At 75.2% G+C, this 23,502-nt stretch carries 21 protein-coding genes and 1 pseudogene; 13 read left to right on the top strand and 9 right to left on the bottom strand.

The annotated features are described in order from the left end of the window. Position 1: 1 nt before the first annotated feature. From purL to AMPC_RS15255, 4 genes are all read right to left on the bottom strand, one after another. Positions 2 to 2,254, bottom strand: coding sequence for a phosphoribosylformylglycinamidine synthase subunit PurL (gene purL, locus AMPC_RS15270; protein ID WP_248342275.1), 2,253 nt, complete (start codon positions 2,252 to 2,254; stop codon positions 2 to 4). Positions 2,255 to 2,268: 14 nt separating this feature from the next. Continuing rightward, positions 2,269 to 3,270: an MBL fold metallo-hydrolase gene (locus AMPC_RS15265; protein WP_318654303.1), complete on the bottom strand. Its 1,002-nt coding sequence runs from the start codon at positions 3,268 to 3,270 to the stop codon at positions 2,269 to 2,271. A gap of 69 nt (positions 3,271 to 3,339) precedes the next feature. Next, on the bottom strand, positions 3,340 to 4,143 hold the full coding sequence (locus AMPC_RS15260; protein ID WP_248342274.1) for a ribonuclease H-like domain-containing protein: 804 nt from the start codon (positions 4,141 to 4,143) through the stop codon (positions 3,340 to 3,342). A gap of 68 nt (positions 4,144 to 4,211) precedes the next feature. Beyond that, the gene (locus tag AMPC_RS15255; protein WP_248342273.1) at positions 4,212 to 6,074 is read right to left on the bottom strand and encodes an AAA domain-containing protein; all 1,863 of its coding nucleotides are present in this window, start codon (positions 6,072 to 6,074) and stop codon (positions 4,212 to 4,214) included. Positions 6,075 to 6,308: 234 nt separating this feature from the next. On the opposite strand from AMPC_RS15255, the gene AMPC_RS15250 reads away from it, so the two are divergent. Then, complete coding sequence (locus AMPC_RS15250) at positions 6,309 to 9,146, top strand: hybrid sensor histidine kinase/response regulator (RefSeq protein ID WP_248342272.1); 2,838 nt, start codon at positions 6,309 to 6,311, stop codon at positions 9,144 to 9,146. Between the two features lie 7 nt (positions 9,147 to 9,153). Next, positions 9,154 to 9,450, top strand: coding sequence for a Smr/MutS family protein (locus AMPC_RS15245; protein WP_248342271.1), 297 nt, complete (start codon positions 9,154 to 9,156; stop codon positions 9,448 to 9,450). Here the strand turns inward: AMPC_RS15245 and AMPC_RS15240 are convergent. Beyond that, positions 9,447 to 9,761 carry a hypothetical protein gene (locus AMPC_RS15240; protein ID WP_248342270.1) on the bottom strand — a complete coding sequence of 105 codons (315 nt, stop codon included), beginning with the start codon at positions 9,759 to 9,761 and terminating at the stop codon, positions 9,447 to 9,449. The genes AMPC_RS15245 and AMPC_RS15240 overlap by 4 nt on opposite strands. A 196-nt stretch (positions 9,762 to 9,957) precedes the next feature. On the opposite strand from AMPC_RS15240, the gene AMPC_RS15235 reads away from it, so the two are divergent. From AMPC_RS15235 to AMPC_RS15200, 8 genes are all read left to right on the top strand, one after another. Then, positions 9,958 to 10,362: an HPF/RaiA family ribosome-associated protein gene (locus AMPC_RS15235; RefSeq protein ID WP_248342269.1), complete on the top strand. Its 405-nt coding sequence runs from the start codon at positions 9,958 to 9,960 to the stop codon at positions 10,360 to 10,362. A gap of 167 nt (positions 10,363 to 10,529) precedes the next feature. After that, entirely contained in the window at positions 10,530 to 11,153 is a 624-nt protein-coding gene (locus tag AMPC_RS15230; RefSeq protein ID WP_248342268.1) for a DUF47 domain-containing protein, read from the top strand. Between the two features lie 39 nt (positions 11,154 to 11,192). Next, a complete protein-coding gene (locus AMPC_RS15225) occupies positions 11,193 to 12,224 on the top strand; it encodes an inorganic phosphate transporter (RefSeq protein WP_248342267.1) in 1,032 nt (343 codons plus the stop codon). 53 nt (positions 12,225 to 12,277) lie between these two features. Continuing rightward, positions 12,278 to 12,874 (top strand): RNA polymerase sigma factor, encoded by a 597-nt coding sequence (locus tag AMPC_RS15220; protein ID WP_248342266.1) that lies wholly within the window; start codon positions 12,278 to 12,280, stop codon positions 12,872 to 12,874. Beyond that, positions 12,871 to 13,350, top strand: a complete 480-nt coding sequence (locus AMPC_RS15215; protein ID WP_248342265.1) for an anti-sigma factor — start codon at positions 12,871 to 12,873, stop codon at positions 13,348 to 13,350. Before AMPC_RS15220 ends, AMPC_RS15215 begins: the two co-directional genes overlap by 4 nt. Next, on the top strand, positions 13,347 to 13,841 hold the full coding sequence (locus AMPC_RS15210; RefSeq protein ID WP_248342264.1) for a DUF3106 domain-containing protein: 495 nt from the start codon (positions 13,347 to 13,349) through the stop codon (positions 13,839 to 13,841). The genes AMPC_RS15215 and AMPC_RS15210 overlap by 4 nt, the downstream gene beginning before the upstream one ends. A 32-nt stretch (positions 13,842 to 13,873) precedes the next feature. After that, positions 13,874 to 15,511, top strand: a complete 1,638-nt coding sequence (locus tag AMPC_RS15205; protein ID WP_248342263.1) for a hypothetical protein — start codon at positions 13,874 to 13,876, stop codon at positions 15,509 to 15,511. Beyond that, the gene (locus AMPC_RS15200; RefSeq protein ID WP_248342262.1) at positions 15,508 to 15,774 is read left to right on the top strand and encodes a hypothetical protein; all 267 of its coding nucleotides are present in this window, start codon (positions 15,508 to 15,510) and stop codon (positions 15,772 to 15,774) included. The genes AMPC_RS15205 and AMPC_RS15200 overlap by 4 nt, the downstream gene beginning before the upstream one ends. A gap of 18 nt (positions 15,775 to 15,792) precedes the next feature. On the opposite strand, the gene AMPC_RS15195 is transcribed toward AMPC_RS15200, so the two are convergent. Further along, positions 15,793 to 16,800, bottom strand: a complete 1,008-nt coding sequence (locus AMPC_RS15195; RefSeq protein ID WP_248342261.1) for a radical SAM protein — start codon at positions 16,798 to 16,800, stop codon at positions 15,793 to 15,795. Then, a pseudogene (locus tag AMPC_RS15190) lies at positions 16,727 to 17,371 on the bottom strand (DNA-3-methyladenine glycosylase); the annotation flags it as partial. The gene AMPC_RS15195 and the pseudogene AMPC_RS15190, both read right to left, overlap by 74 nt. Before the next feature lie 136 nt (positions 17,372 to 17,507). Between AMPC_RS15190 and pyk the strand changes: the two are divergent. The 3 genes from pyk to AMPC_RS15175 are packed head-to-tail and all read left to right on the top strand — an operon-like array spanning position 17,508 to position 21,835. After that, entirely contained in the window at positions 17,508 to 18,959 is a 1,452-nt protein-coding gene (gene pyk, locus AMPC_RS15185) for a pyruvate kinase (protein WP_248342259.1), read from the top strand. Between the two features lie 33 nt (positions 18,960 to 18,992). Continuing rightward, complete coding sequence (locus AMPC_RS15180) at positions 18,993 to 20,183, top strand: M24 family metallopeptidase (RefSeq protein ID WP_248342258.1); 1,191 nt, start codon at positions 18,993 to 18,995, stop codon at positions 20,181 to 20,183. A 44-nt stretch (positions 20,184 to 20,227) separates the two neighbouring features. Further along, positions 20,228 to 21,835, top strand: coding sequence for an MBL fold metallo-hydrolase (locus tag AMPC_RS15175; protein WP_248342257.1), 1,608 nt, complete (start codon positions 20,228 to 20,230; stop codon positions 21,833 to 21,835). Positions 21,836 to 21,850: 15 nt separating this feature from the next. Here AMPC_RS15175 and AMPC_RS15170 read toward each other — a convergent pair whose 3' ends face one another. Both AMPC_RS15170 and AMPC_RS15165 read right to left on the bottom strand, forming a co-directional pair. After that, positions 21,851 to 22,375: a toxin-antitoxin system YwqK family antitoxin gene (locus tag AMPC_RS15170; protein WP_248342256.1), complete on the bottom strand. Its 525-nt coding sequence runs from the start codon at positions 22,373 to 22,375 to the stop codon at positions 21,851 to 21,853. Next, positions 22,372 to 23,460 carry an alpha/beta fold hydrolase gene (locus AMPC_RS15165; RefSeq protein WP_248342255.1) on the bottom strand — a complete coding sequence of 363 codons (1,089 nt, stop codon included), beginning with the start codon at positions 23,458 to 23,460 and terminating at the stop codon, positions 22,372 to 22,374. Before AMPC_RS15165 ends, AMPC_RS15170 begins: the two co-directional genes overlap by 4 nt. Positions 23,461 to 23,502 lie beyond the last annotated feature (42 nt).

Here is a 23,502-nt window from a genome sequence, read left to right as displayed (position 1 = left end):
GCTACTTCCGGCCGGCGCCCTTCAGCACCGCCGGGATTCCTGAGCGCCAGGAGGCGGACAGCTCCGCGACCGGCACCGAGAGCGCCCCCTGGATCTCGAGCCGGTCGCCGCCCACCGCGCCGAGCTTCACGAGCGGCGCGCCCGCCTCGGCGGCGAGCTCCTCGAGGCGCGGCAGCGCGGCCGGGGAGAGGGAGACCACGACGCGGCTCGCGTCCTCGCCGAAGAGGGCGAAGTCCTTGCGGACGCCGAACGGGATCCGCACCGCGGCGCCGAGCCGGGCGGGCGCGTCGCCCTCGGGCGCGGAGGCCATGGCGCAGCACTCGGCCAGCGCCACGGCGAGCCCGCCCTCGGAGCAGTCGTGGGCCGAGGCGAGCAGGCCCTCCTGCACCGCCCGCCGGACCGTCGCCTGCACGGCCTTCTCGCGCGCGACGTCCAGCGGCGGCACGCGCCCGGCCTCCACGCCGTGGCGCGCCGAGAGGTACTCGCTGCCGCCGACCTCGCCGCCGACCTCGCCGACCAGCACCACGAGATCGCCCGGCGCCTTGAACCAGGAGGTGCAGGTCCGGTCCACCGGCTCCACGAGCCCCACCATGCCGACCATCGGCGTGGGCAGGATCCCCTGCCCCTCGGTCTCGTTGTAGAGCGAGACGTTGCCGGAGACCACCGGGGTCTCGAAGGCGCGGCAGGCGTCGGCGAGCCCCTGCACGCACTCGGCGAACTGCCACATGATCTCCGGCTTCTCCGGGTTGCCGAAGTTGAGGCAGTCGGTGATGGCGAGCGGCTCGCCGCCGACGCAGGCGATGTTCCGGGCGCACTCGGCCACGGCGTGCATCGCGCCGAGCTTCGGATCGAGCCAGCAGAAGCGCGAGTTCACGCCGGCGGAGAGCGCGATCCCCTTGTGCGCGTGCTCCTCCTCGCCGGTGGCGAGCCGCACCACGGCGGCGTCGCCGCCCGGGCGGACCGCGCCCACCAGCCGGACCATGTGATCGTACTGGCGGTAGACCCACTCCTTGCTGGCGATGGTCGGGCGCGCCAGCAGGGCGAGGAGCTCGGCCCCGAGGTCCGCCGGCTCCGGGAGCGACCCGGGGTCGAAGACGCGCAGCTCCTCGAGCTTCGCCATGGCCCGCTGCGGCCGGTCGTACTTCGGCGCGCCGTCGGTGAGCGGCGCCACCGGGAGGTCGGCCACCACCTTCCCGCCCGAGATCACCCGCAGGTGGCCGGAGTCGGTGACCCGGCCCACCACCGCTACGTCGAGGTCCCACTTGCGGCAGATGCGCCGGACGACGTCCTCCTGGCCCTGCGCGGCCACGAGGAGCATGCGCTCCTGCGACTCGGAGAGGAGCACCTCGTACGGCGTCATCCCCTCCTCGCGGCGCGGCACCGCGTCCACGTCGAGGTCGATGCCGTTGCCGGCGCGCCCGGCCATCTCGACCGAGGAGCTGGTCAGGCCGGCCGCGCCCATGTCCTGGATCCCGACCACCGCGTCGGTCTGGAAGAGCTCCAGGCAGGCCTCGAGCAGCAGCTTCTCCATGAAGGGGTCGCCCACCTGCACCGTGGGGCGCTTCTCCTCGGTGGTGGCGTCGAACTCGGCCGAGGCCATGGTGGCGCCGTGGATGCCGTCGCGGCCGGTCTTGGCGCCGATGTACATGACCGGGTTGCCGACGCCGGCGGCGGCGCCGAGGAAGATCTTGTCGGCCGGGAGCACGCCCAGGGTGAAGGCGTTCACGAGGCAGTTGCCGTTGTAGCTCGGGTGGAACGCCACCTCGCCGCCCACGGTCGGCACGCCCATGCAGTTGCCGTAGCCGGCGATGCCGGCCACCACCCCCTCGAGCAGGAAGGCGGTCTTGGGGTGTGACGGGTCGCCGAAGCGCAGCGCGTTCATCGAGGCGATGGGCCGGGCGCCCATGGTGAAGACGTCGCGGAGGATGCCGCCCACGCCGGTCGCCGCGCCCTGGTAGGGCTCGATGTACGAGGGGTGGTTGTGGCTCTCCATCTTGAAGCAGACGGCGAGGCCGTCGCCCACGTCCACCACGCCGGCGTTCTCGCCGGGGCCCTGCAGCACGCGCGGCCCGCTGGTCGGGAAGTTGCGCAGGTGGACGCGCGACGACTTGTAGGAGCAGTGCTCGCTCCACATCACCGAGAACACGCCCAGCTCGGTCAGGTTGGGCTCGCGCCCGAGGTGCCGCTTCACCTCCTCGTACTCGGCGGGGGTGAAACCGTGGCGGGCGACGACGTCGGGCGTGATCTCGCTCATAGGGGGCGCGGATATTAGCGCAGGTCCAGGGTCTCGCCCACGGCCGGGACGAAGATCCGCTCGCGGGGCAGCCCGCGCCGCGCCCGCTCCGCCTCGAGCCGCCGCGGGGGCTCGTCGAGCGGCTCGTCGGTGAGCTTGAAGGTGCCCCAGTGCATGGCCACGAAGCGCCTCGCCCCCAGGGCCTCGAAGGCGCGGAGCGCCTGCTCGGGGCTCATGTGCTGCCGCTCCATGAACCAGCCCGGATCGTAGGCGCCGATGGGGAGGAGGGCGGCGTCGAGCCCCGGGAACCGGCGGCCGATCTCGGCGAAGCCGTCGAAGAGCGCGGTGTCGCCGGAGTGGTACACGGCCTGGGTCCGGCCCTGGATCACGAACCCGCCCCAGAGGCGGCGGTTCAGGTCGGAGAGCCCCCGCCGGCTCCAGTGCTGCGCCGGCACGAGGGTGACCACCACGCCGGGCTCGGGGCCGACCCGGGCCGACTGCCACCAGCCGAGCTCGGTCGTGGCGAGCCCCGCCGCCTCCAGCAGGGGCCGGGTCCCGAGCCCCGCCACCACCGGGGCGCGGAGCCGCGCCAGCGTCTCGAGGTCGAGGTGGTCGTAGTGGGCGTGGCTCACGAGCGCCGCGTCCACGTGCGGCAGGTCCTCGACCCGCAGGCCGGCCGGCACGTTCCGGTCGAGGAAGCGCGGCGACTCCGCGAGCACCGGGTCCACGAGGAGCGAGACGCCGTCGAGCTGCACCAGGAAGCCGGCGTGGCCGAGCCAGGTGATCCGGGCCGGCTCTCCCCGCGCCGGCGGCCGGTCCACCCGCGCCAGGTCCACCGGCCGGTGCGGCACCTCGGCGCGGGCCGGCGACTGCCGCCGCCGGCCGAGCAGCCGGTCCACCACCCCCCACCTCCACACGGTCGAGAACGGCATCGCCCCCGTGCCGTCGAGGTTCACGAACCGCCCCTCGGCGTCCCGCGGCTGGCGGAAGTCGGGGTCGGCGGCGAGCGCCAGGACGAGCGCGGCGGCGGGGATCACTTCGCGAGCTTAACGCGCCGCCCGCGGCCGCGCGCGGCGGGTCGCCAGCGGGCCCGAGCCCGGGCCGGCCTAGAGCGCCATCACGAGCCGCGTCACGTCGTAGCGGACGTCGCCCGGCATGGAGACCGGGACCGGCTCGCCCGGCATGCGCAGCCGCTCCACCGCGCGGTTGTAGCCCATGCCCATGAGCGTCCGGAGGTTCACCACGTCGAGCAGGTTGTACTCGGCGAAGAGGCGGAGCGCCGCCCGGTCGCCCCGCTCCCAGGCCGCCCAGAGCCGGACGGCGTCCCGCCCGTCCACGCCGTCGAGGTGGGGCGGCCGCCCGATGCCCACCTCGTGCTCGAGGAGCTTCAGCCCGCCGGCGTGCCCGAGCCGGCGCCAGAGGTGGCACAGGTCCACGTGCACCGGCGGCGGGCTCCAGCCGGGGAAGGCGCGGCGCAGCATGGGGACGTCGAAGGAGAGCCCGTTGAAGGTGACGAGGAGCTTCCAGCCGGCGGTCGCCTCCTGGAAGCCCTCGAGGTCGCGCCCGCGCAGGAAGAGCCGCGGCCCGTCGCGATCGAGGATGCCGACCGCCGTCGGCCGCCCCTCGAGGTCGGTCTCGATGTCGAGGTAGCCCGCGTCCTCGGCGAAGCGCGAGAAGAGCCGCCAGCGCTCCCGCTGCGGCACCATGGCCGCGAGGGCACCGGCGTCGCCGCGCGCGAGCGCCTCCCGCGCCCCGTCCACCGCCGTGCGCACCCGGTCGTCGAGCCGGGGCGAGAGCACCACCTCGGGGCCGGGCGGCAAGCGGTCCCAGGCGGTCACGCCCGAGTCCCAGAGCTGGCGCTCGCGGTAGGGGCCGATGCCGGGAGCGAGCTGGAACGTGGAGCGGATCATGAAGGGGGCGGAGCTTACCCCGCCCCGGCCCCCTCCTCGCAACCCGGCGCGGCGGGAGCGCGGTCGGCTCAGAGCTCCCAGGCGCTCCGCCAGCCGCCGATCTCCTGGGCGTAGCGGACGAACCCCTCGTAGAAGGGGTGCCTCGCCACGGTCGCCCCGTCGCCCACCACCACCAGCTTCTTGCGGGCGCGGGTCACCGCCACGTTCATCCGGCGCACGTCGGCGAGGAAGCCGACCTCGCCGGCGTCGTTGGAGCGGGTGAGGGAGACCAGCACCGCCTCCTTCTCCCGCCCCTGGAAGCCGTCCACCGTGTCCACCTCGAGCCCCTCGTCGAGCCGCGCCGAGAGGAGCTGCCGGAGGCGCTGCACCTGCGCGTCGTAGGGGGCGATCACCGCCACCTCGGCCGGCGAGACGCCGAGGGAGAGCACCCGCTCCACCTGCGCCGCGACCAGCTCCGCCTCGCCGGGGTTCTGCTTGGAGTCGCTCCCCTCCGGCGTCTCGTCCTCGAAGCCGCGTCCGGCGGTGTCCACCAGCTCGAGCGGGAGGCCGTCGAGGGCGTGCCCGGCCACGGCCGGGTGGGCGCGCAGGAGCCCGCCGTAGAGCGCCTCCGAGGGGTAGCGCATGATGAGCGCGTTCATCCGGTGCTGCTCGGCGAGCGTCACCTTCACCGCGTCGCCGTGCAGCGCCACCAGCCGCTCGAAGAGCGAGGTCCCGAGGCCGCCGGCCTGGGCCGCGGCCGAGAGCACCGTGGGCGGGAGCTGCAGGTGATCGCCCGCCAGCACCGCCCGGCCGGCGCGCAGGAGCGCGAGGTAGACGGCCGGCTCCACCGCCTGGGTGGCCTCGTCCACCACCGCGAGCGGGAAGCGGCGGCCGGCGAGCGGCGGCGCGTCGAGCCCGGTGAGCGTCGCCACCACCACCTCGGCCCGCGAGAGCACCTCCGCCTCGGCCCGCGCCTCGAGCGCGCGCGCCTCGGCGAGGAGCGCCCGCGCGTCCCGCTCCGCCTGGCGCGCCTCGGAGAAGCGGCCCGGGCCGCGCCGCTGCTTGCGCTTGCGGGCGTCGCGGCGGAGCGCGAGCGCCTCGTCCACGAGCCCCTTCGCGATCCGCGCCGACTCGTGGGCCGACACCCGCGCCTCGAGCGTGTGCGGGAGGAGCTGCGGGAGCACCCGCGCCGGGTGGCCCAGCCGCACCCCGTCCACCCCGGCGCGGGCGAGCCGCTCGAGGAGGTTGTCGGCGGCGAGGTTGGAGGGGGCGGCCGCGAGCACCTGCTCGCCCCGCTCCACCGCGCGGCGGATCACCTCCACGAGCACGGTGGTCTTCCCGGTGCCGGGCGGCCCGTGCACGAGCGCGACGTCGAGGGCCCGCTCGCAGAGGTCGAGGGCGCGGCGCTGCTCGGGGTTGAGCCCGGCCGGCGCCGTGCCGCCGGGCGGCGCCCGGTCCTCGAAGCGCGGCGGCGCGCCGGTGAGGAGCGGCTGCCAGCGCCGCGCCTCCTTCTCTCCGATGCGGCGCACGCCGGCCGAGAGGCGCTCCCAGGTCACCGGCGACGGGAGCAGCTCGAGGACCACCCGGCCCTCGGTGGCCCAGTCGGGCGGCGGCTCGTCGAAGGCGACCGCCACCCGCGTCCGGCTCCGGCGCGCCACCACCCCCTCCGGCGCGTCCGGCCGCTCCTCCCGCCGCAGGCCGACACGCACCAGCGATCCCACGCCCAGCCGGGCGCCGGCGAGCGGCTCGTTCCGGCCCTTCCCAAAGGTGACGAGCGCCCGCCCGGCGAGGGCCGACTCCTCCACCGCCTCCACGTCGAGGAGCGCGAGGCCGCGCCCCTCCCGCTCCGCGAGCGAGAGCCGTCCGCGCGCCTCCGCGAACCGGGCGCGCTCCTCCTCCCGCTCCGCCTGGAGCAGCGCCTGGAAGTCCTTCAGCAGCGTCTCGAGCTCCACGTGCCTCCCACCCCCTCCCTAACCCTCGCCCGCTCCGCGGGAGAGGGGAATAGCCTTCCGTACCGCAGGGGAGGGACCGCCCTGCCCCCCAGATGCGGGAGTCGTGGCACCCTGGGTGCGTTCGCACCCGCTCCCTCGACCCGCGCCGCCCCGCCCAAGCGCTCGGGATCAGGAGCCTCTTTCCCCGGCAGGGCCACCCGGGCCGGGAGTACGGCTCGTGCATGGCCCCGGGTCGTGTCGCAGACTCCGGAGAACGAGCGCCCGCCGGGCGGGCCCCCCCGCACCTTCGACGACGGCAACTGCACGCTCTACCGGCTCGTGGCCGAGTGCGCGAGCGACTTCATCTGCATCGTCTCGCGGGCCGGCGACGTCATCTACGCCTCTCCCTCGGCGGAGACGCTCTTCGGCTACCCGCCGGACGACCTGCTCGCGTGCCGGGGCCTCGACCTCATCCACCCCGACGACGTCCAGAAGCTCCCGACCCGGCTCCCCGCCACCGGCTCCCCTCCGCGGGTGGATCTGCGGATCCGCTGCGCCAACGGCGCCTACCGCTGGATGGAGTGGGCCGGCCGCCCCATCCTCCAGGGCGAGGAGGTCACCGGGGCGGTCTGCGTGCTCCGGGACGCCGCGAGCCGCCACGCGCGCGAGGAGCAGTTCCTCCGGCAGCACGAGGTGCTCGACTCCGCGCAGGACGGGTTCGTCGCCTACGATCCGGAGGAGCGGCTCCTCTCGCTCAACCGCGGCTTCCACCGGCTCTGGAACGTCACCGAGGAGGAGGTGCAGGCCCTGGAGCCCACGCTGCCCGGGGCCCGCGAGCGGCTGCTGGCGCTGCTCGCCCCGCGGACCGAGTGCCCCGAGGACTTCCTCGCCTTCTCCCGGCCGCTCGTGACCGACCGGCACGTCGCCACGCGCGAGTTCGGGCTGCTCGACGGCTCGGCGGTGGAGCTCTACTCGCTGCCCACCCGCGACGAGGAGGGGCGGCAGACCGGCCGCATCTCCTTCTGCCGCGACGTGACCGCCCGCCGCCGCGCCGAGCGCGAGCTGCGCGCCCGGGCCCGGCAGCAGGCGGCGGTCGCCGCCCTCGGCGAGATCGCCATCGCCACCGAGCGGTTCGAGGACCTGGTCGAGATCGCGCTGCGGCTCGCCTGCCACACCCTCGACGCCGAGCTCACGGAGCTCCTCCTCGTCGCGCCCGACGGACGGCTCGTGATGGAGGGCGGCATCGGCTGGCCGCACCCCTACCCCGCCCTCCAGCCCGGCGGCCCGTCGCAGGCCGCCTACACGCTGGAGCGGAGCGAGCCCGTGATCAGCGGCGACCTCGCCGCCGAGACCCGGTTCCAGGACCCGCTCCTCGCCTCGAAGGGGATGGTGTCGAGCGCCACCGTGGTGGTGCCCGGGAAGGAGCGCCACCTCGGCGTGCTCGGCGTCCACTCCCGCCGCGCGGCCGCCTTCGGCATCGACGACGTCCACCTGCTCGAGACGGTCGCGAGCATCCTCGCCGCCGCCGCGGCGCGCCAGGACGCCGAGGCCGCCCTGGCCCGGCAGACGCGCGAGCTGCGGGCGGTCTTCGACGCCTCCCTCGACGGCATGCTGATCGTGGATCGCTCCGGCCGGGTGGTGGACTGCAACCCGGCGGCGTGCGCCATCTTCGAGACGGCGCGGGCGGAGCTGCTCGGCCGGGCGCCGCCCGGGGTCTCGCCCGAGGGCGCCGGGATCCCGGAGGGCTTCGCGGCCGGCGGCCGCCACGAGGGGACGCTCGAGCTGCGCCTGCCGGAGCGCCCCGCCAAGAACGTCGAGTTCGCCACCATCGCCGACATCCTCCCCGGCCGGCACCTCGCGGTGCTGCGCGACATCACCGAGCGCAAGCAGATGCAGAGCCGGCTCGCGCTCGCCGACCGGATGATCTCGGTCGGCACGCTCGCCGCCGGCGTGGCCCACGAGCTCAACAACCCGCTCGCCTACGTCTCGGCCAACCTCTCCTTCGTGGCCGAGAAGCTCGGCGAGCTGGCCGGCGCCGCGGGCCAGGGCGCCCCGCCCCCCGCCAAGGCGCTCGAGGAGGAGCTCTGCGAGATGCAGATGGCGGTGCAGGAGGCGCGCGAGGGCTCCGACCGGATGCGCGTCATCATCCGCGACCTCGGCACCTTCTCGCGCGGCGAGGAGGCGAAGCGCGGGCCGGTGCACCTCGGGCCGGTGCTCGAGTCCTGCATCGGCATGGCCTGGAACGAGATCAAGCACCGGGCCACGCTGGTGAAGGACTTCGGCGCGGTCCCGCCGGTGGAGGGCAGCGCGGCGCGGCTCGGGCAGGTGTTCCTGAACCTGCTCGTGAACGCGGCCCAGGCCATCCCGGAGGGCGGCGCCGAGAAGAACCAGATCCGCGTCGCCACGCGGCTCTGCCCCGACGGGCGGGTCGCGGTGGAGGTGGCCGACACCGGCTGCGGCATCCCGCCGGAGAACCGCAAGCGCATCTTCGACCCGTTCTTCACCACCAAGCCGGTGGGCGAGGGGACCGGGCTCGGCCTCTCCATCTGCCACAACATCGTGAGCGCGCACGGCGGCGAGCTCGAGGTGGAGAGCACGCTCGGCAAGGGCGCCACCTTCCGCGTCCTGCTCCACGCCGACCCCGACGCCGCCTTCGACGAGGCGGCCGACGCGGTGGTGCCGCTCTCCCCCGGCCGCCGCGGCAGCGTGCTCGTGGTGGACGACGAGCCGCTGGTGGGCGCCTCGGTGCGGCGCGCGCTCCTCCCCGAGCACGACGTCACGGTGGTGTCGAGCGCGGCGGCGGCGCTCGAGCTCGTGGAGCAGGGCGAGCGCTTCGACCTCGTGATCTCCGACGTGCTCATGCCCGAGATGACGGGCATGGACCTCTACCGCGAGCTCCTGCGGCTCGGGCCCGAGGCGCCGCCCGTCGTCTTCCTCACCGGCGGCGCCTTCACGCCGGCGGCGCGCCGGTTCATCGAGGGGCCGGGCATCGTCTGCATCGAGAAGCCGTTCGAGGTCGGGGCGCTGCGCGAGAAGGTGCGCGCCTGCCTCGGCGCCCCGGCCGCGGGCGCGCGCCGCAGCTCCGCCGTATGATGGCGGGGTGAGCCGACCGGGAGAGGACGGCGCGGAGCCGCCGCCGGTGGAGCTGCCCATCGACGGCACGCTCGACCTGCACGCCTTCCGGCCCGCGGAGGCGGCGGCGCTTGTCGCGGACTACCTCGACGCCTGCCACGCGCGCGGCCTCCTCGCCGTCCGGATCGTGCACGGCAAGGGGACGGGGGCGCTGCGGCGGACCGTGGAGGCGGCGCTCCGGCGCCACCCGCGGGTCGCGGCGTTCGGACCGGCGGGCGAGGACGGCGGGGGCTGGGGCGCGACCCTGGTGACCCTCCGCCCCTAGATCAACTCCAGCTGCGCCGCGCCGGGGCGCTCCTGCATGTGGAGCACCGCCAGCCGCCGGGCCTCGAACCGCTCCTGCCGCTTGCGGCTCGCGGTCGCCAGGGCGGCGCGGGCCGCCTCGATCTCGACGTAGACCCCGGCCACCTCGCGCCCGAGCAGCCGGTCCTTGCGGCGCAGGTAGGCCTCCTCCGCGGCGATGTGCTCGTCCTCGAGGTTCTCGAGGGCGACCGCGTTCTGCTCCTCGCGGTCGATGGCGCGCAGGGCCTTCTGCTGGTTGGGGGTGAGCCGACGGATCTGGTCCACGAGCGTCATCCCAGGTCCTCGCGGGGCCGCTCCCCCCCACCCTCTCCCCGCGCCTGCACCCTCGGCGGCCTCTCCCTCAAGCTGGTGCCCGCTTCGGCCCCGGGCAAGGGGCAAACCAGCGGCCGGTCAAGAAAACGACCGGACCTGCCCCAAGAGGGAGCGGTCCTTCGTTGAAAGATCGGGCCGCCATCCCCTTCTTAGGGGCATGAAACTCACGATCCACGCCCACCAGATCGCCACCCCCCGCGAGCTCACGGCCTTCATCCGCCAGCACCTCGTGCGCCCGCTCGCGCGGCTCTACGACAACGCCGCGGCCCAGCTCGAGATCCACTTCGACGACCCGAACGGCTCGAAGGGCGGGCTCGACCGCCTGGCCCGCATCACCTTCCGCATGCCGGGGGCCCGCGCCATCCACCTGGAGAGCCTCCAGGACGACCTCCACAAGGCGGTGCTCGACGCGGCCGACCGGCTGAAGCGGCTCGTGCAGCGGCAGCTCGACAAGCAGCGCACCCGGTCGCCGCACCCGCAGCACCGGCCGCTCGGCCGCAGCTTCCGGCTCGCGGCGAGCCGCGCCGGCGAGACGCCCGACGGGCAGCCCTCGACGCTCTGACCCGACCGAAGCACCCGCCATTCCAAGTCATTCCGGCAAGCAGCCGCTCGGCCGGTAGCTCGCTCCCGCCGGGCGCCGCCGCGCCGCGCTCCCCCGGCGTCACCGCGTCCTTTGCGCGCGCACCCGGACGCGCTATCTTCCGCGCGCCCCAGGGCAGGAGGAGCCACGTGCTCGAGAAATTGATGCCGAGGTCGGACGAGTTCTTCGACGACTTCGAGAAGCAGGCAGCCGCCACGGTGGAGGGGGCGCGGCTCTTCAAGGACCTGCTCGACGACTTCACCCACATCGAAGCGAAGTGCCAGGCGATCAAGGACGTCGAGCACCGCGCGGACGACATCACCCACCGCGCCTTCGAGCGGCTGCACACCCACTTCATCACGCCCTTCGACCGCGCCGAGATCCACCGGCTGCTGTCGCGCATCGACGACGTGCTCGACCTGACCGACGCCGCCAGCGAGCGGCTCGGGCTCTACGACGTCGGCCCGGTGATCCCGGAGGCCCGCGAGCTCGCCGGCGTGCTCCTCGCCGCCGCCCAGCGGATGCAGGAGGCCGTGCGCGGGCTGCGCAACGTGCGCGACCCGGCGGTGCTCGAGGCCTGCAAGGAGGTGAACGTCTGCGAGAACCAGGCGGACACCCTGCTGCGCGTGGCCATCGCCCGGCTCTTCAAGAGCGGCTCCGACCCGCTGACGGTCATGAAGTGGAAGGAGATCCTCGACCTCATCGAGAGCGCCACCGACCGGGCCGAGGACGTCGCCAACGTGATCGAGGGCGTGGTGCTGGAGCACGCCTAGCGCCCGCCGGCGCCAGGCCCCCGGAGACCCCAGCCAGACATGCTCCTCGCCATCGTCATCGGGCTCATCGCCGTCGCGCTCGTCTTCGACTTCATCAACGGCTTCCACGACGCGGCCAACTCCATCGCGACGGTGGTCTCGACGCGGGTGCTGGCGCCGCTCTACGCCGTCTTCTGGGCCGCCTTCTTCAACTTCATCGCGGCCTTCTTCGGCAGCCTGAGCGTCGCCAACACCATGGGGAAGGGGATCATCCACTTCGACGCGCTCAAGTCCCAGGGCGTCGAGACGGTGCTGTCGGTGATCTTCGCGTCGCTCCTGGGCGCCATCGTCTGGAACCTGCTCACCTGGTGGTGGGGGCTCCCGTCCTCCTCGTCCCACGCGCTCGCGGGCGGCATGATCGGCGCCACCCTGCCGGCCCTCGGGCCGGGCGGGCTCGTGCCCTCCGGCATCGGCAAGATCGTCGCCTTCATCGTGCTGTCGCCGGTCATCGGCATGGTCCTCGGCACCTTCAACATGCTCGTGGTGGCCTGGATCTTCCGCAAGGCCAGCGGCGCCAAGGTGGACCGGTGGTTCCGCCGGCTGCAGCTCGTCTCGGCGGGCATCTTCTCCTTCAGCCACGGCACCAACGACGCGCAGAAGGTGATGGGCATCATCTCGGTGGTCCTCTTCGGCACCATCTGGAAGGACCGGCCGTTCGGGGTCCCGTTCTGGGTGGTGATCCTCTGCCACGCCTCGATCGCCCTCGGCACCTTCTTCGGCGGGTGGCGCATCGTCCGCACCATGGGGCACAGCCTCACCAAGCTCCAGCCGGTGCACGGCTTCTGCGCGGAGACCGGCGGGGGCGTGACCATCCTCGCCCTGGCCCACCTCGGCATCCCGGTCTCGACCACCCACACCATCACCGGCGCCATCGTCGGCGTGGGCGCCACCCGCGGCACCCGCGCGGTGCGCTGGGGCGTGGCCGGTCGCATCATCTGGGCCTGGGTGCTCACCATCCCGGCCTCGGCCACCGTCGCCTTCCTGGCGTACGAGGCGCTGCACGCCCTCCGGGTGGTCGCCGCGATCCACTGAGCCGCCCCGCGCCGGCGCAACCCGGCGCGGTCCCCCGTGTTAGAGGAAGCCGGATGGCCTCGGACCCCGATGCCGCGCTGATGCTGGCCTTCCAGGGCGGCGACGAGCGGGCGTTCCGGACGCTGTTCGATCGCCACGGGCGCGCCATGGTCCGCTTCTGCCACCACTACGTGAAGGACGACGCCCGGGCCGAGGAGCTGGCGCAGGACGTGTTCCTCAAGGTCCACCGCTCGGCCGCCCGCTACCAGCCGACGGCCCGCTTCAAGACCTGGCTCTACCGCATCGCCTCCAACCACTGCCTGAACGAGCTGCGCCGCGGCGAGTACGCCGCCCGCGAGCCGGCCCGCGCCGACGGCGTCCCGTCCGAGCCGGCCGACCTCGACGCGCTCCCCGGCGGCGCGACCACCCCGGAGGAAGCGGCCATGGGCCAGGCGCTCGCGGGCGCCGTCGAGGGGCTGCTGGCGCGCCTCCCCGAGAAGCAGCGGGCGGCGTTCGTGCTCTGCCGGCTCGAGGGGCTCTCCTACGAGGAGATCGCCGAGGTGCTCGAGACCAGCGTCTCCGCCGTGAAGTCGCTCCTGCACCGCGCCACCGTCGCCGCCGCCGAGGCGCTCGCGCCCTGGTCCGGCCCCGAGAAGGAGGTCCGCCCGTGACCGCTCACCTCGACGAGGAGCTGACCGCCTACCTCGACCGGGCGCTCCCCGCGGAGCGGGTCCGGGAGGTCGAGGCGCACCTCGCGGCCTGCGCCGCGTGCCGCGCCGAGAAGGAGCGGCTCGAGGGGGCGCTCCGGCTCCTCGCGGCGCTCCCCGCGCCGCCGCCGCCGTCCCCCGGCTTCGCCCGCGCCTTCTACGCCCGCCTCGACGCCGAGCCCTCGCCGCGCCCCGGGCTCCTCGACGTCTTCCGGCGCGCGCGCTGGCGCAACCTCGTGCCCATCGCCGGCGGCGCGCTCACGCTCGCCTTCGTCATCGGCACCGTCGCCAACTACCGGGCCGAGCAGAACCGGCTCGCGCGCGGCCTCGACCTCTACCAGGACTACGAGCTCGTGGCCGGGCTCGACGCCGTGCAGGAGCCGGAGGACGTGGAGGTGGTCGGCCACCTCGACGAGCTGCCGGCCGGGAGGCGCCCGTGACGCGCCGGCTCGCCCTCGCGCTGGCCCTCGCCCTCTCGCTCCCGGCCGCCGCCCGCGCCGAGGACCCGCCGGCCGGCGCCCGCGCGGCCTGGGACGCGCTCACGCCCGAGCAGAAGCAGCAGGCGCAGGAGGACTTCGAGCGCTGGAAGAAGCTCAGCCCCGAGCAGAAGGCCGGCCTGCGCGAGAAGCTCGAGCGCCTGCACCAGCTCCCGCCGGAGCGCCGCGCCGACATCCAGAAGAACTACGAGGCCTTCCAGAAGCTCTCTCCGTCGGAGCGGCGGGAGATCCTCGACCGGTTCTCGCGCTTCGAGGAGATGTCGCCCGAGCGGCGCGCCCAGCTCCGGCAGGCCTTCCGGGAGCTCATCCAAGCGTCGCCCCGCGAGCGGCAGCGCTACCTCGACAACCTGCGCCGCTGGCGCGACATGTCCCCGTCGGAGCGGCAGCAGGCGCGGGAGCAGTGGCGCCAGCTCCGGGGCGCGCGGCGCCGCTGACCCGCGGGGCCGGCCGGGTCTAGACTGCGCCCGTGACGCTCCCGCCGCGACCGCTCCTCGCCGCGCTCACCGCGCTCGCGCTCGCCGCGGGCGCGCGCGCCGACGACGCCGGCCTCGAGCTCGTGCCGCGGCTCGTGCTGCACGGCCGCTTCACCGACCGGGAGAACGCGCCGCTCCAGGACGTCCTCTACGCCCGCGCGCTGCGGACCCTGCAGGTGAAGGATTACCTGCGGCCGGTGGACTCGCAGCAGTGGGGCTCGGCCTACGCCGCCGCCGGGGTGGACGGCCGGCTCGGCGACGCGGTCCGCTTCGGCCTCCTCCTCGACACCGGGGAGCTGCGCGCCCAGTCCTTCCCGGCCACCGCGCCGGTCTGCCTCACCCCGAGCTCGCCCACCGGGCTCGACGTGGTCGGGAGCGGCCGCTGCGTCGTGGTGGTGAACCGGCGGCGCACCGGCGTGCTCGACCCGGTGGTGCCGCTGCCGGAGACGCGCCTCTCGCCGGGGGTGGTGACCGCGAACGGTCGGCCGGTGGGCGACGAGGCGAGCCGGACCGGCTTCCTGCGCGAGGCCTGGGTGAGCGCGAGCTTCGGCCGCGCCGGCTTCGCCACCGTCCGCGCCGGGCGGCGCCGCTTCACGGTGGCGGACGGCTTCGTCTTCGACGACTGGGCGACGGGGGTGGAGGCGGACCTCGACCTCGGCGCCATCGGCCCCAGCTTCGACGTGGGCCTCGCGGCCATCCAGCCGGGGCGCGACCTCCCCTGGCTCGACCCGTTCTCGCCCCTGCTGGTGCTCCGGGCCGACTGGCTGCCGTCGCTCTTCGAGCACGCGGGGGTGTTCGCCGCGGTCTTCCGCGACCGGGGCGGGAACGTGGCGGAGCTCTTCCGCGGGGCCAACGTGGAGAGCTCGGCGCTGCGGCTGCAGGCGCTCGCCGAGGGGAGCGCGGCGTTCGCGGCGGAGCAGCAGCGGCTCGCGGGCATCGTCGCCGGGCAGGCGACGGGGGACGCGACGCTCTTCTGGGCCGGCACCAGCGGCGACCTCGTGGCCGGCCGCGGCGGCCGCCTCGGGTGGACGGCGGCGATCGCGGCGGGGAGCCTCTCCCTCCAGCTCCCGGCCGGCGGCGGCGGCGACATCCCCTCGACGGTGAAGGCGAGCGTGCTCGGGCAGCTGGTCTCGCTCCGCTACAAGCGCGACGTGGGGCACGACGTGGGCGTGGGCGGCTTCTTCGTCTTCCTCTCGGGCGACGTGCCGCCGGCGGAGAAGGCGCGGCTCGGCGAGGGCGACCGCTACGGCGGGTTCCTGGGCGTCTCTCCCTACGTCACCGCCACCAACATCTTCTTCCAGGGCGGCGTCTCCGAGAGCTTCGCGGCGCGGCAGGCCACCGCGCCGGGCGTGAACGGGCGCGGCGTGGTCGCCCCGGGCGTGAACGTCACCTGGGACCCGAGCGTCCACTTCGGCGTGGACGCGCGCGCGGCCTGGCTCCTCGCCCCGCAGGCGGGGCCCTACGGCGGGCAGGACTACGGGCCGGAGGTGGACCTGGAGCTCACCTGGTCGCCGCTCGAGTGGCTCACCTTCGCGGCGGAGGGGGACGTGCTCGTGCCGGGCGACTTCTTCGGGGGCGGCTCGCCGGTGACGAAGGTGGTGCTGGGCGTGGACGTGGTGCCGCGGTGGTGAGCCGGCTCCGCGCGGCGCTCGCGAGCGGAGCCGCCGTGGCGCTCCTCGCCGGCCCCGCGCGCGCCGACGTGCCGCCGCCCCGGGACCGCCCGGACGCGGGCGCGCCGGAGCGGCCGGACGGCGGGACGCCCCCCGCCGCGCGCGAGCGGGAGCGCGATCGGAGGCCGCCCGAGCCCGACCCGGAGCTGCTCCGGCACCTCGAGGAGATCCGGCAGCTCGAGCTCCTGCAGCACCTCGAGCTCTTCGACGACAAGGCGCCGTGAGGCGCGGCGGCCCGCGCCCTACCCCCGCGACGCCAGCATCCCGCAGGCGGCGTGCTCGTCCTGGCCGCCGGAGTAGCGGCGCACCACCGGCTGCCCGGGCAGCTCGCGGGCGAGGGCGTCGCGGAACGTCCGCCACTCCTCCGGCGAGGGCGGGCGGAAGCGGCCGGTGGCGTCGTTCACGTCGATGGGGTTGAGCCGCACCGGGATGCCGGCGAGCAGCCGCCCCAGCGCGGCGGCGTCGTCGTCGCCCACGTTCACGCCCGCCATCATCACGTACTCGAGCGTCACCCGGCCCCGCGCGGCGGCGTGCTCGCGCACCGCGTCCACCAGCTCGTCGAGCGGGTAGCCCTTCTCCACAGGCATGAGCCCCGCCCGCTTCTCCGGGATGGCGGCGTTGAGCGACACGCAGAGCCGGAACTTGTGCCCCTCGGCGGTGTAGCGCCGGATCATCGGGGCGACGCCGGCGGTGGAGATCGAGATCCGCCGCTGGTCGATGCGGCCGCCGGAGGGATCGCAGAGGGCGTAGGCGGCGGCGAGCACGGCCTCGTAGTTGTGGAACGGCTCCCCCTGGCCCATGAAGACCGCCCCGGTGATGGGGCGCGCGCTGTCGGCGCGCAGGTGGAGGAACTGCGCCACCATCTCCCAGGACGCGAGCGAGCGCGCGAGCCCCATGCGTCCCGTCGCGCAGAAGGCGCACCCGAGCGCGCAGCCGGCCTGCGAGGAGAGGCACATCGTGTAGTGGGTGTCGAAGAGCGGGATCCGGACCGCCTCCACCTTCGCGCCGTCGGGGCAGCGGAAGAGGTACTTGCGGAAGCCGTCCTTCGCGTCCACCGCCGCGTCGCAGGCGAGCGCGCCGGGCGTGGCGGCCCGCTCGGCGCGGTCGAGCACCTCCCGCCGCACGTTGCGCGCCCCGCGCAGCCCCTCGCCCCGGCCGATCACCGCGCCGACGATCCGGCGCGCGTCGGCGAGCTCGATGCCGAGCGCGCGGGCGAGGGCGCGGCTGTCCTGTCCCTGCAGGTGGAGCACGAGGTCCTTTCTAGCGCGGCGCGGGGCGGCTCACCCAGGGGTTGCCGCCGAGGAGGAAGCGCCAGGGCTTGCCGGCCCACTCGCCGGCGTAGCCGACGTTGACGCGCGGCGCGGCGACGATGGGCTCGCGCGGGCGCGGCGCGTCCTCGAGGAACAGCGGCGGCCCGGTGAGGTCGAGCCCGTTCTCGGTCTCGCGCCGGATGGCGAGCGCGCGGCAGAGGTTGCCGGGCCCGCGGGTGGAGTGGAGGCAGCCCTCCAGGGGCTCGCCCGCCCGGAGCAGCACCGCCGCCGGGTGGCCCTCCTCGCCGGTCACCACGTTCATGCAGTGGGAGAGCCCGTAGATGAGGTAGACGTACGCCACGCCGGGCGGGCCGAACATCACCGCGGCCCGCCGCGTCGGCCCGAAGCGCGCGTGCGAGGCCTGGTCGCGGGGCCCGTGGTACGCCTCGGTCTCCACGATCCGCGCCGCGCGCCGCACGCCGCCGTCGAGGTGCACGAGCACCTTGCCGAGCAGGGCCCGGGCCACGGCGCGCGTGTCGCGGCGGGCGTAGAAGTCGCGGGGCAGGATCAAGGCGGCGGAGGGTAGCCGCCCGGGCCGGGCCGGCGCAACCGGCCCGCCGCGAGCCTCCCGTGCGCCCGCCCGGACCGCGGCGAGCCCGCGAAAGCGTTGGCCAGCCCGGGCCCGCTCGCATAAAAACCCTCCCTCGATGCGCCGCGCCAAGATCGTCGCCACCCTCGGTCCCGCTTCCTCCGACCTCGACACCATCCGCAAGCTCCTCGAGCTGGGCGTGGACGTGGCCCGGCTCAACTTCTCCCACGGCAGCCACGACGACCACGCCCGCAGCCTCGACCGGATCCGCGCCGCCTCCCGCCAGCTCGGCAAGGCGGTGGGCGTGCTGCAGGACCTGCAGGGGCCCAAGATCCGCACCGGCCCGCTCAAGGCCGGCAAGGCCGGGGTGACCCTCGAGAACGGGTCCGAGCTCGTCATCACCACCGCGGGCGAGGTCGCGGGGGACGCGAGCCTCGTCTCCACCACCTACGAGTTCCTGGCGAAGGACGTGCGCGCCGGGGACCGGCTCCTCATCGACGACGGGCTCATCGAGCTGCGGGTCCTCGACACCGACGGCGTGCGCGTCCGCTGCGAGGTGGTCGAGGGCGGGTGGCTCGGCGAGCACAAGGGCATCAACCTCCCGGGGGTCGCGCTGCGCACCAGCGCGCTCTCCGAGAAGGACAAGAACGACCTCGCCTTCGGCATCACCCACGGCGTGGACTTCGTCGCCCTCTCCTTCGTCCGCTCGCCGGAGGACGTGGCGCTCTGCCGCCGCGAGATGGAGGCGGCCGGCCGGGTGGTGCCGATCATCGCCAAGATCGAGAAGCCGGAGGCGATCGAGCACATCGACGCGATCCTGGAGGCGGCCGACGGCCTCATGGTGGCCCGCGGCGACCTCGGCGTGGAGATCCTCCCGGAGCGGGTGCCGTCGATCCAGAAGGACATCGTGCGGCGCGCCAACGCCGCCGGGAAGCCGGTCATCGTCGCGACCCAGATGCTCAACTCGATGATCGACCACAGCCGGCCCACGCGGGCGGAGGCGAGCGACGTCGCCAACGCCATCTGGGACGGCGCCTCGGCGGTGATGCTCTCGGGCGAGACCGCGAGCGGCAAGTACCCGCTCCTCGCGGTCCAGATGATGGACCGGATCGTCCGCGAGACCGAGGAGAGCCTCACCTCCGAGTACTACCTGCGCTACCAGGCGCCGGCGGTGCAGGGCGGGTTCCCGCCGGTCATCGCCGCCAACGCGGTCCGCGCCGCCGAGGAGGCCCGGGCCTCCGCCATCTGCTGCTTCACCCTCTCGGGCGACACCGCGCGGCTGCTGGCGCACGGCCGGCCGCGCGTGCCGATCATCGCCTTCTCCCCCGACCAGTCGATCCGCCGCCGCCTCTCGCTCTACTGGGGGGTGGTGCCGAAGGTGATGGCGCCGGTCATCGACCCGGACGTGATGAGCGACATGGTCTCGCAGCGGCTCCTCGAGGAGGAGCACGCCCGGCCGGGCGACCGCGTGGTGCTGGTCTACGGCTCGCCGCTCGGGATCCGCGGCGCCACCAACTCGATGCGGCTCCACGAGGTGCACCCGCCGGTCGCCCCGCGCAGCGGGGAGTAGCGTCCGCCGCCCGGCGGCGGTAGATCCGGCCGCATGGACATCGCCGCCCTGCAGAAGACGCTGCGTGAAGAGCGACTCGACGGCTGGCTGCTCTACGACTTCCACGGCCAGAACCCGACGGCGCGCGACGCGCTCGGCCTCGGCGGCCACATGCTCACCCGGCGCTGGTTCTACCTCGTGCCGGTGGAGGGACCGCCGCGCCTCCTCGTGCACGCCATCGAGCTCGGGAGCTTCCCGAAGGACGTCCCCGGCGAGCGGCTCGCCTACACCTCGTGGCAGTCGCTCCGCGCCGGGCTCGAGCGGCTCGTCGGCGCGCTGCCGCCGCGGCCGCAGGTGGCGATGGAGTACTGCCCGCTCGCGACCATCCCGTACCTCTCGCGCGTGGACGCCGGGACGCTCGAGCTCATCCGCGCCCTCGGCGTGAGCGTGGTCTCCTCGGCCGAGCTGGTGCAGCGCTTCCTCTGCCGCTGGAGCCCGCACCAGCTCGCGAGCCACGTGCGCGCGCTGCGCGCCATCGACGACGCCAAGGACGCCGCCTTCGAGCAGATCGGCCTCGCACAGAAGGCGGGGCGCGAGATCACCGAGACCGCGGTGCAGCGCTTCCTGATGCAGGAGTTCGCGCGGGCGCGGCTCCAGACCGACCACGCGCCCATCGTGGCGGTGAACGGCCACGCCGGCGACCCGCACTACGAACCCTCCGAGACGCGCCCCACGCCCATCCGGAAGGGCGACCTCGTGCTCATCGACCTCTGGGCCAAGGGCGAGAAGCCGGACGACGCCTACGCCGACATCACCTGGGTCGCCTTCTGCGGCGACCGCCCGCCGGAGAAGCTCCAGGAGATCTTCTCGGTGACCGCCGGCGCCCGCGACGCCGGGCTCGCCGCGCTGCGCGAGGCCTGGGCCGCGAAGAAGGTGCTGCAGGGCTGCGAGGTGGACCGGGTGGTGCGCGACCACATCGCCGCGCGCGGCTACGGCGACCGGTTCCTGCACCGGACCGGCCACTCCATCGGCGCCTCCAACGTCCACGGCGACGGCGCCAACCTCGACGACCTCGAGACGCACGACACGCGGCTCCTCATCGAGGGGCTCGCCTTCTCCATCGAGCCGGGCATCTACCTGCCGGAGCAGGGGCTCGGGGTGCGCAGCGAGATCGACGTGGTGATGACCGGCGACGGGCCGCAGGTCTTCTCCAAGGTGCAGGAGGAGGTCGTGCGGATCTCGTGACGGGGCGCTACACTCGAGGTGCAGCGCAGCCCTCGTCCCGCGACATGAGCGCCACCTTCCCCGGCCTGCCCCCCGCCCCGCCCCCGACCGATCCCGTGCCCGCCGCCGCGGTGGTGCTCTGGCGCGCCGGGCCGCAGGGGCGCGAGCTCTACTGGGTGCGGCGCGGCGAGCCGCTCCGGTTCGCGGGCGGCTTCCACGCCTTCCCCGGCGGGCGGCTCGACCCGGCCGACCGGGAGCTGCCGGTGCGCGGCGCGGCGGGCGAGCAGGCGGCGCTCGTGGCCTGCGCCTGCCGGGAGCTGTTCGAGGAGACGGGCGTGCTCCTCGCGCGCGGCGCCGAGCGGGTGCCGGCGGCGGCCCGCGAGTCCGCCCGGCGGGCGCTGCTCGAGGCCTCCACGGTCCGGCTCGCGACGGCTGGCGTGCCGGTTCCGGGCGGCGCGGGGCTCTCTTCTCCCCCGCCGCGCGGAGGAGCTCCGGAGGGGGCCGGCGAGCCGACCGACGCGGCCCTCTTCGCCCGCTTCCTCGAGGCGCAGCGGCTCACGCTCGACGCCGCGCTGCTCACCCGCGCCGGCCGCTGGATCACCCCGCACTTCCTCCCGCTCCGCTACGACGCGCGCCTCTTCCTCGCGCCCCTGCCCGCGGGCGAGGCCCCGGAGGTCTGGCCCGGCGAGCTCTCCGGCGGCGAGTTCATCCCCGCCGTCGAGGCGCTGGCGCGCTGGGCCCGCGGCGACGCGCTGCTCCACCCGCCGAACCTCTGGGCCGTCACCTGCCTCGCCCGCCACCCGCCCGACCGCGCCGCCGAGGCGATGCGCGAGCCGCCCGAGTGCGCCGCCCACGTCCCGGCCCGCATCGAGTTCCAGAAGGGCGTGTTCCTCTGCGCGCTGCGCACCCCGACGCTCCCGCCGGCGACGCACACCAACTGCTGGCTGCTCGACACGGGCGACGGCGGGCTCGCGCTCGTCGATCCCGGCTCGGGCGAGCCCGCGGAGCTCTCCCGGCTCGACGCGCTCCTCGCCCACCTCGCCGGCGAGGGGCTCCGGGCGCGGGAGATCTGGCTCACCCACCACCACCCCGACCACGTCGGCGGCGTCGCCGCGCTGCGGGCGCGGGGGCTGCCGCTCCTCGCGCACCCGCGCACGCTCGAGCTCCTCGGCGACCTCGGTCGCGGCGGCGAGCCGGTGGGGGACGCCGCGCTCCTCCACGGCCGCTGGCGCGCGCTCCACACGCCCGGCCACGCCTCCGGCCACCTCTGCTTCCACGACGAGCGGACCCGCGCCCTCTTCTGCGGCGACATGGTCTCGACCCTCTCCACCGTGGTGATCGACCCGCCCGACGGCGACATGGCCGAGTACCAGCGGCAGCTCGCGCGGCTCGTGGACCTCGCGCCGCGCACGCTCTTCCCGGCGCACGGCTCGCCCGCCCCCAACGCGGTCGCGAAGCTCGAGGGCTACCTCTCGCACCGGCAGGAGCGCGAGGACCGGATCCTGGCCGCGCTCTCGCCGCCCGCGCCGCTCGCCGAGGTGACCGCCCGCGCCTACCCGGACGCGCCGCGCCTCATGCTGCCGGCCGCCGAGCGGAGCTGCCTCGCCACGCTCCTCAAGCTCGAGCGCGAGGGGCTCGCGGCCCGCGACGAGGACCGCTGGATGCACGCCTGAGGCCGCGGGCGCCCCTCAAGGCTCGCTCCGGATCTCCTCGTGGTCCATGCGCCCGAGCTCGCGCCCGCCCTCGTCCCAGGTGGTCCAGCGGCCGCACTGGATGCCGTGGCAGTAGCGCCCCTCGACGCGCTTCCCTCCGCCCGCGAAGAAGGTCGCGAAGCGGCCGTGCAGGATCCCGCGGTCGTAGCCGGCCTCCTCCGCCGGGCGGCCGTCCTCGAACCAGGTGGTCCAGCGGCCGTCCTTCTCGCCGTCGCGCCAGGCCCCCTCGCGCGCCTTCTTGCCGTTGCGGTGGTACTCGACGAACGGCCCGTCGAGCCGTCCCATCTTCCAGGTGGACGCGAGCTGCGGCGCGCCGTCGTCGTACCAGGTCCGGTACGGCCCGTGCTTCTGCGGGCGCCCGGCGTCGTCGGGCTTCTCGCACCACTGCTCGAAGCCGTCGGGGTACGCCGCCCCGGCCACCGCGGCGCCCGGCGGGCACGCGAGGGGCGCCGGGCCGCCGGCGGCGAGCGCGAGGCCCAGGGCGAGCGCGAGCGCCGTCACGCGCCGCGCTCCAGCGCCTTCGCCGGCGCGTCGTGGGCGGCGAGCCAGTCGCGCACCGGACCGAAGACCTCCTCCGGCGCCCGGACGCCGAAGAGCAGGTCGGAGTGGCCGTAGTCGCAGGCGTGGCCGCCCGCGAGGCCGATCTCGAGGTAGGCCTTCTCGCCGCCCCAGAGGTCGCGCGCGGCGCGCACCACCTCGGGCGGCGCGAGCTTGTCCCGGTGCGCGGCGACGAAGAGCGCCGGCTGCCGGCAGCGGGCGAGGAGCGCGCGGTAGTCGGCGGCGCCGTCCGCCGCCGCGAAGCGGTCGTGGGCCACCCAGTCGCCGAACTGCCGGAGCACGCCCGGCGGCATGTCCTCGACCACGTTCGCGAGCACCCGCCGGAAGACGGGCCGCGACACGTTGCGGCCGTTGATGGCCACCTCCGAGATGGGCGGGTGCCAGAAGCCGGAGAACGGCGCGAGGCAGCGCGCCAGGAAGCGGTTCACGCGCGCGAGCAGCCGGATGGCGAGCCGCTCCGGCGGGAGGAGCGGGCGCTGGGACCGGAAGTGGGTCGGGGCGGCCAGCGCGACGACACCGGCGACCGCCTCGGGGTAGAGCGCGCAGGCGGCGAGCCCGAGCAGCGCGCCCTGGCTGTGCCCCACCCAGAGGACGCGGGCGGCGCCGGTCTCCCGGCGCACCGCGTCGAGGGCCGCCGGCACGTCCTCCCGGACGTAGGTGTCGAAGGTCCAGTCGCGCGGGAGCCCTCTCCGGGTCGGGCGGGAGGCGCCGTGCCCGCGGAGGTCGAGCGCGAAGCAGTCGAACCCGGCCGCCGAGAGGAAGGCGGAGAGCGACCACCGGACGAGGCCGAAGTCCATGGCGCCCCGGTTGGCGGCCAGGCCGTGGCAGAGCAGGACCGGGGTCGCCCGCGGGGCGCCGCGCGGGCGGCGCCGGGCGAGGGCGAGCCGCCAGCCGTCGCGGGTGTCGGCGAAGACCAGCGCGTCCTCGCGCCCCGGCAGCCGGAAGCGCCAGCTCCAGAACAGGTAGTGGAGCCAGGTGGCCAGGGCGAGCGCCGCCGCCGCGGCGAGGGCGAAGGAGACCTCTCTCATGTCGTCGAACAGTGTAGCGGGTCGTGGCCTGCCGGTTGCACC

Source organism: Anaeromyxobacter paludicola, from assembly GCF_023169965.1.
GTDB classification, from domain to species: domain Bacteria; phylum Myxococcota; class Myxococcia; order Myxococcales; family Anaeromyxobacteraceae; genus Anaeromyxobacter_B; species Anaeromyxobacter_B paludicola.
This window is presented reverse-complemented; position numbering and strand designations above follow the sequence as displayed.

Coding starts and splice junctions, on each gene's coding strand:
- purL (WP_248342275.1), bottom strand. CDS start 2,254: ATGAGCGAGATCACGCCCGACGTCGTCGCCCGCCACGGTTTCACCCCC.
- AMPC_RS15260 (WP_248342274.1), bottom strand. CDS start 4,143: ATGATCCGCTCCACGTTCCAGCTCGCTCCCGGCATCGGCCCCTACCGC.
- AMPC_RS15240 (WP_248342270.1), bottom strand. CDS start 9,761: ATGACGCTCGTGGACCAGATCCGTCGGCTCACCCCCAACCAGCAGAAG.
- AMPC_RS15235 (WP_248342269.1), top strand. CDS start 9,958: ATGAAACTCACGATCCACGCCCACCAGATCGCCACCCCCCGCGAGCTC.
- AMPC_RS15225 (WP_248342267.1), top strand. CDS start 11,193: ATGCTCCTCGCCATCGTCATCGGGCTCATCGCCGTCGCGCTCGTCTTC.
- AMPC_RS15220 (WP_248342266.1), top strand. CDS start 12,278: ATGGCCTCGGACCCCGATGCCGCGCTGATGCTGGCCTTCCAGGGCGGC.
- pyk (WP_248342259.1), top strand. CDS start 17,508: ATGCGCCGCGCCAAGATCGTCGCCACCCTCGGTCCCGCTTCCTCCGAC.
- AMPC_RS15180 (WP_248342258.1), top strand. CDS start 18,993: ATGGACATCGCCGCCCTGCAGAAGACGCTGCGTGAAGAGCGACTCGAC.
- AMPC_RS15175 (WP_248342257.1), top strand. CDS start 20,228: ATGAGCGCCACCTTCCCCGGCCTGCCCCCCGCCCCGCCCCCGACCGAT.
- AMPC_RS15165 (WP_248342255.1), bottom strand. CDS start 23,460: ATGAGAGAGGTCTCCTTCGCCCTCGCCGCGGCGGCGGCGCTCGCCCTG.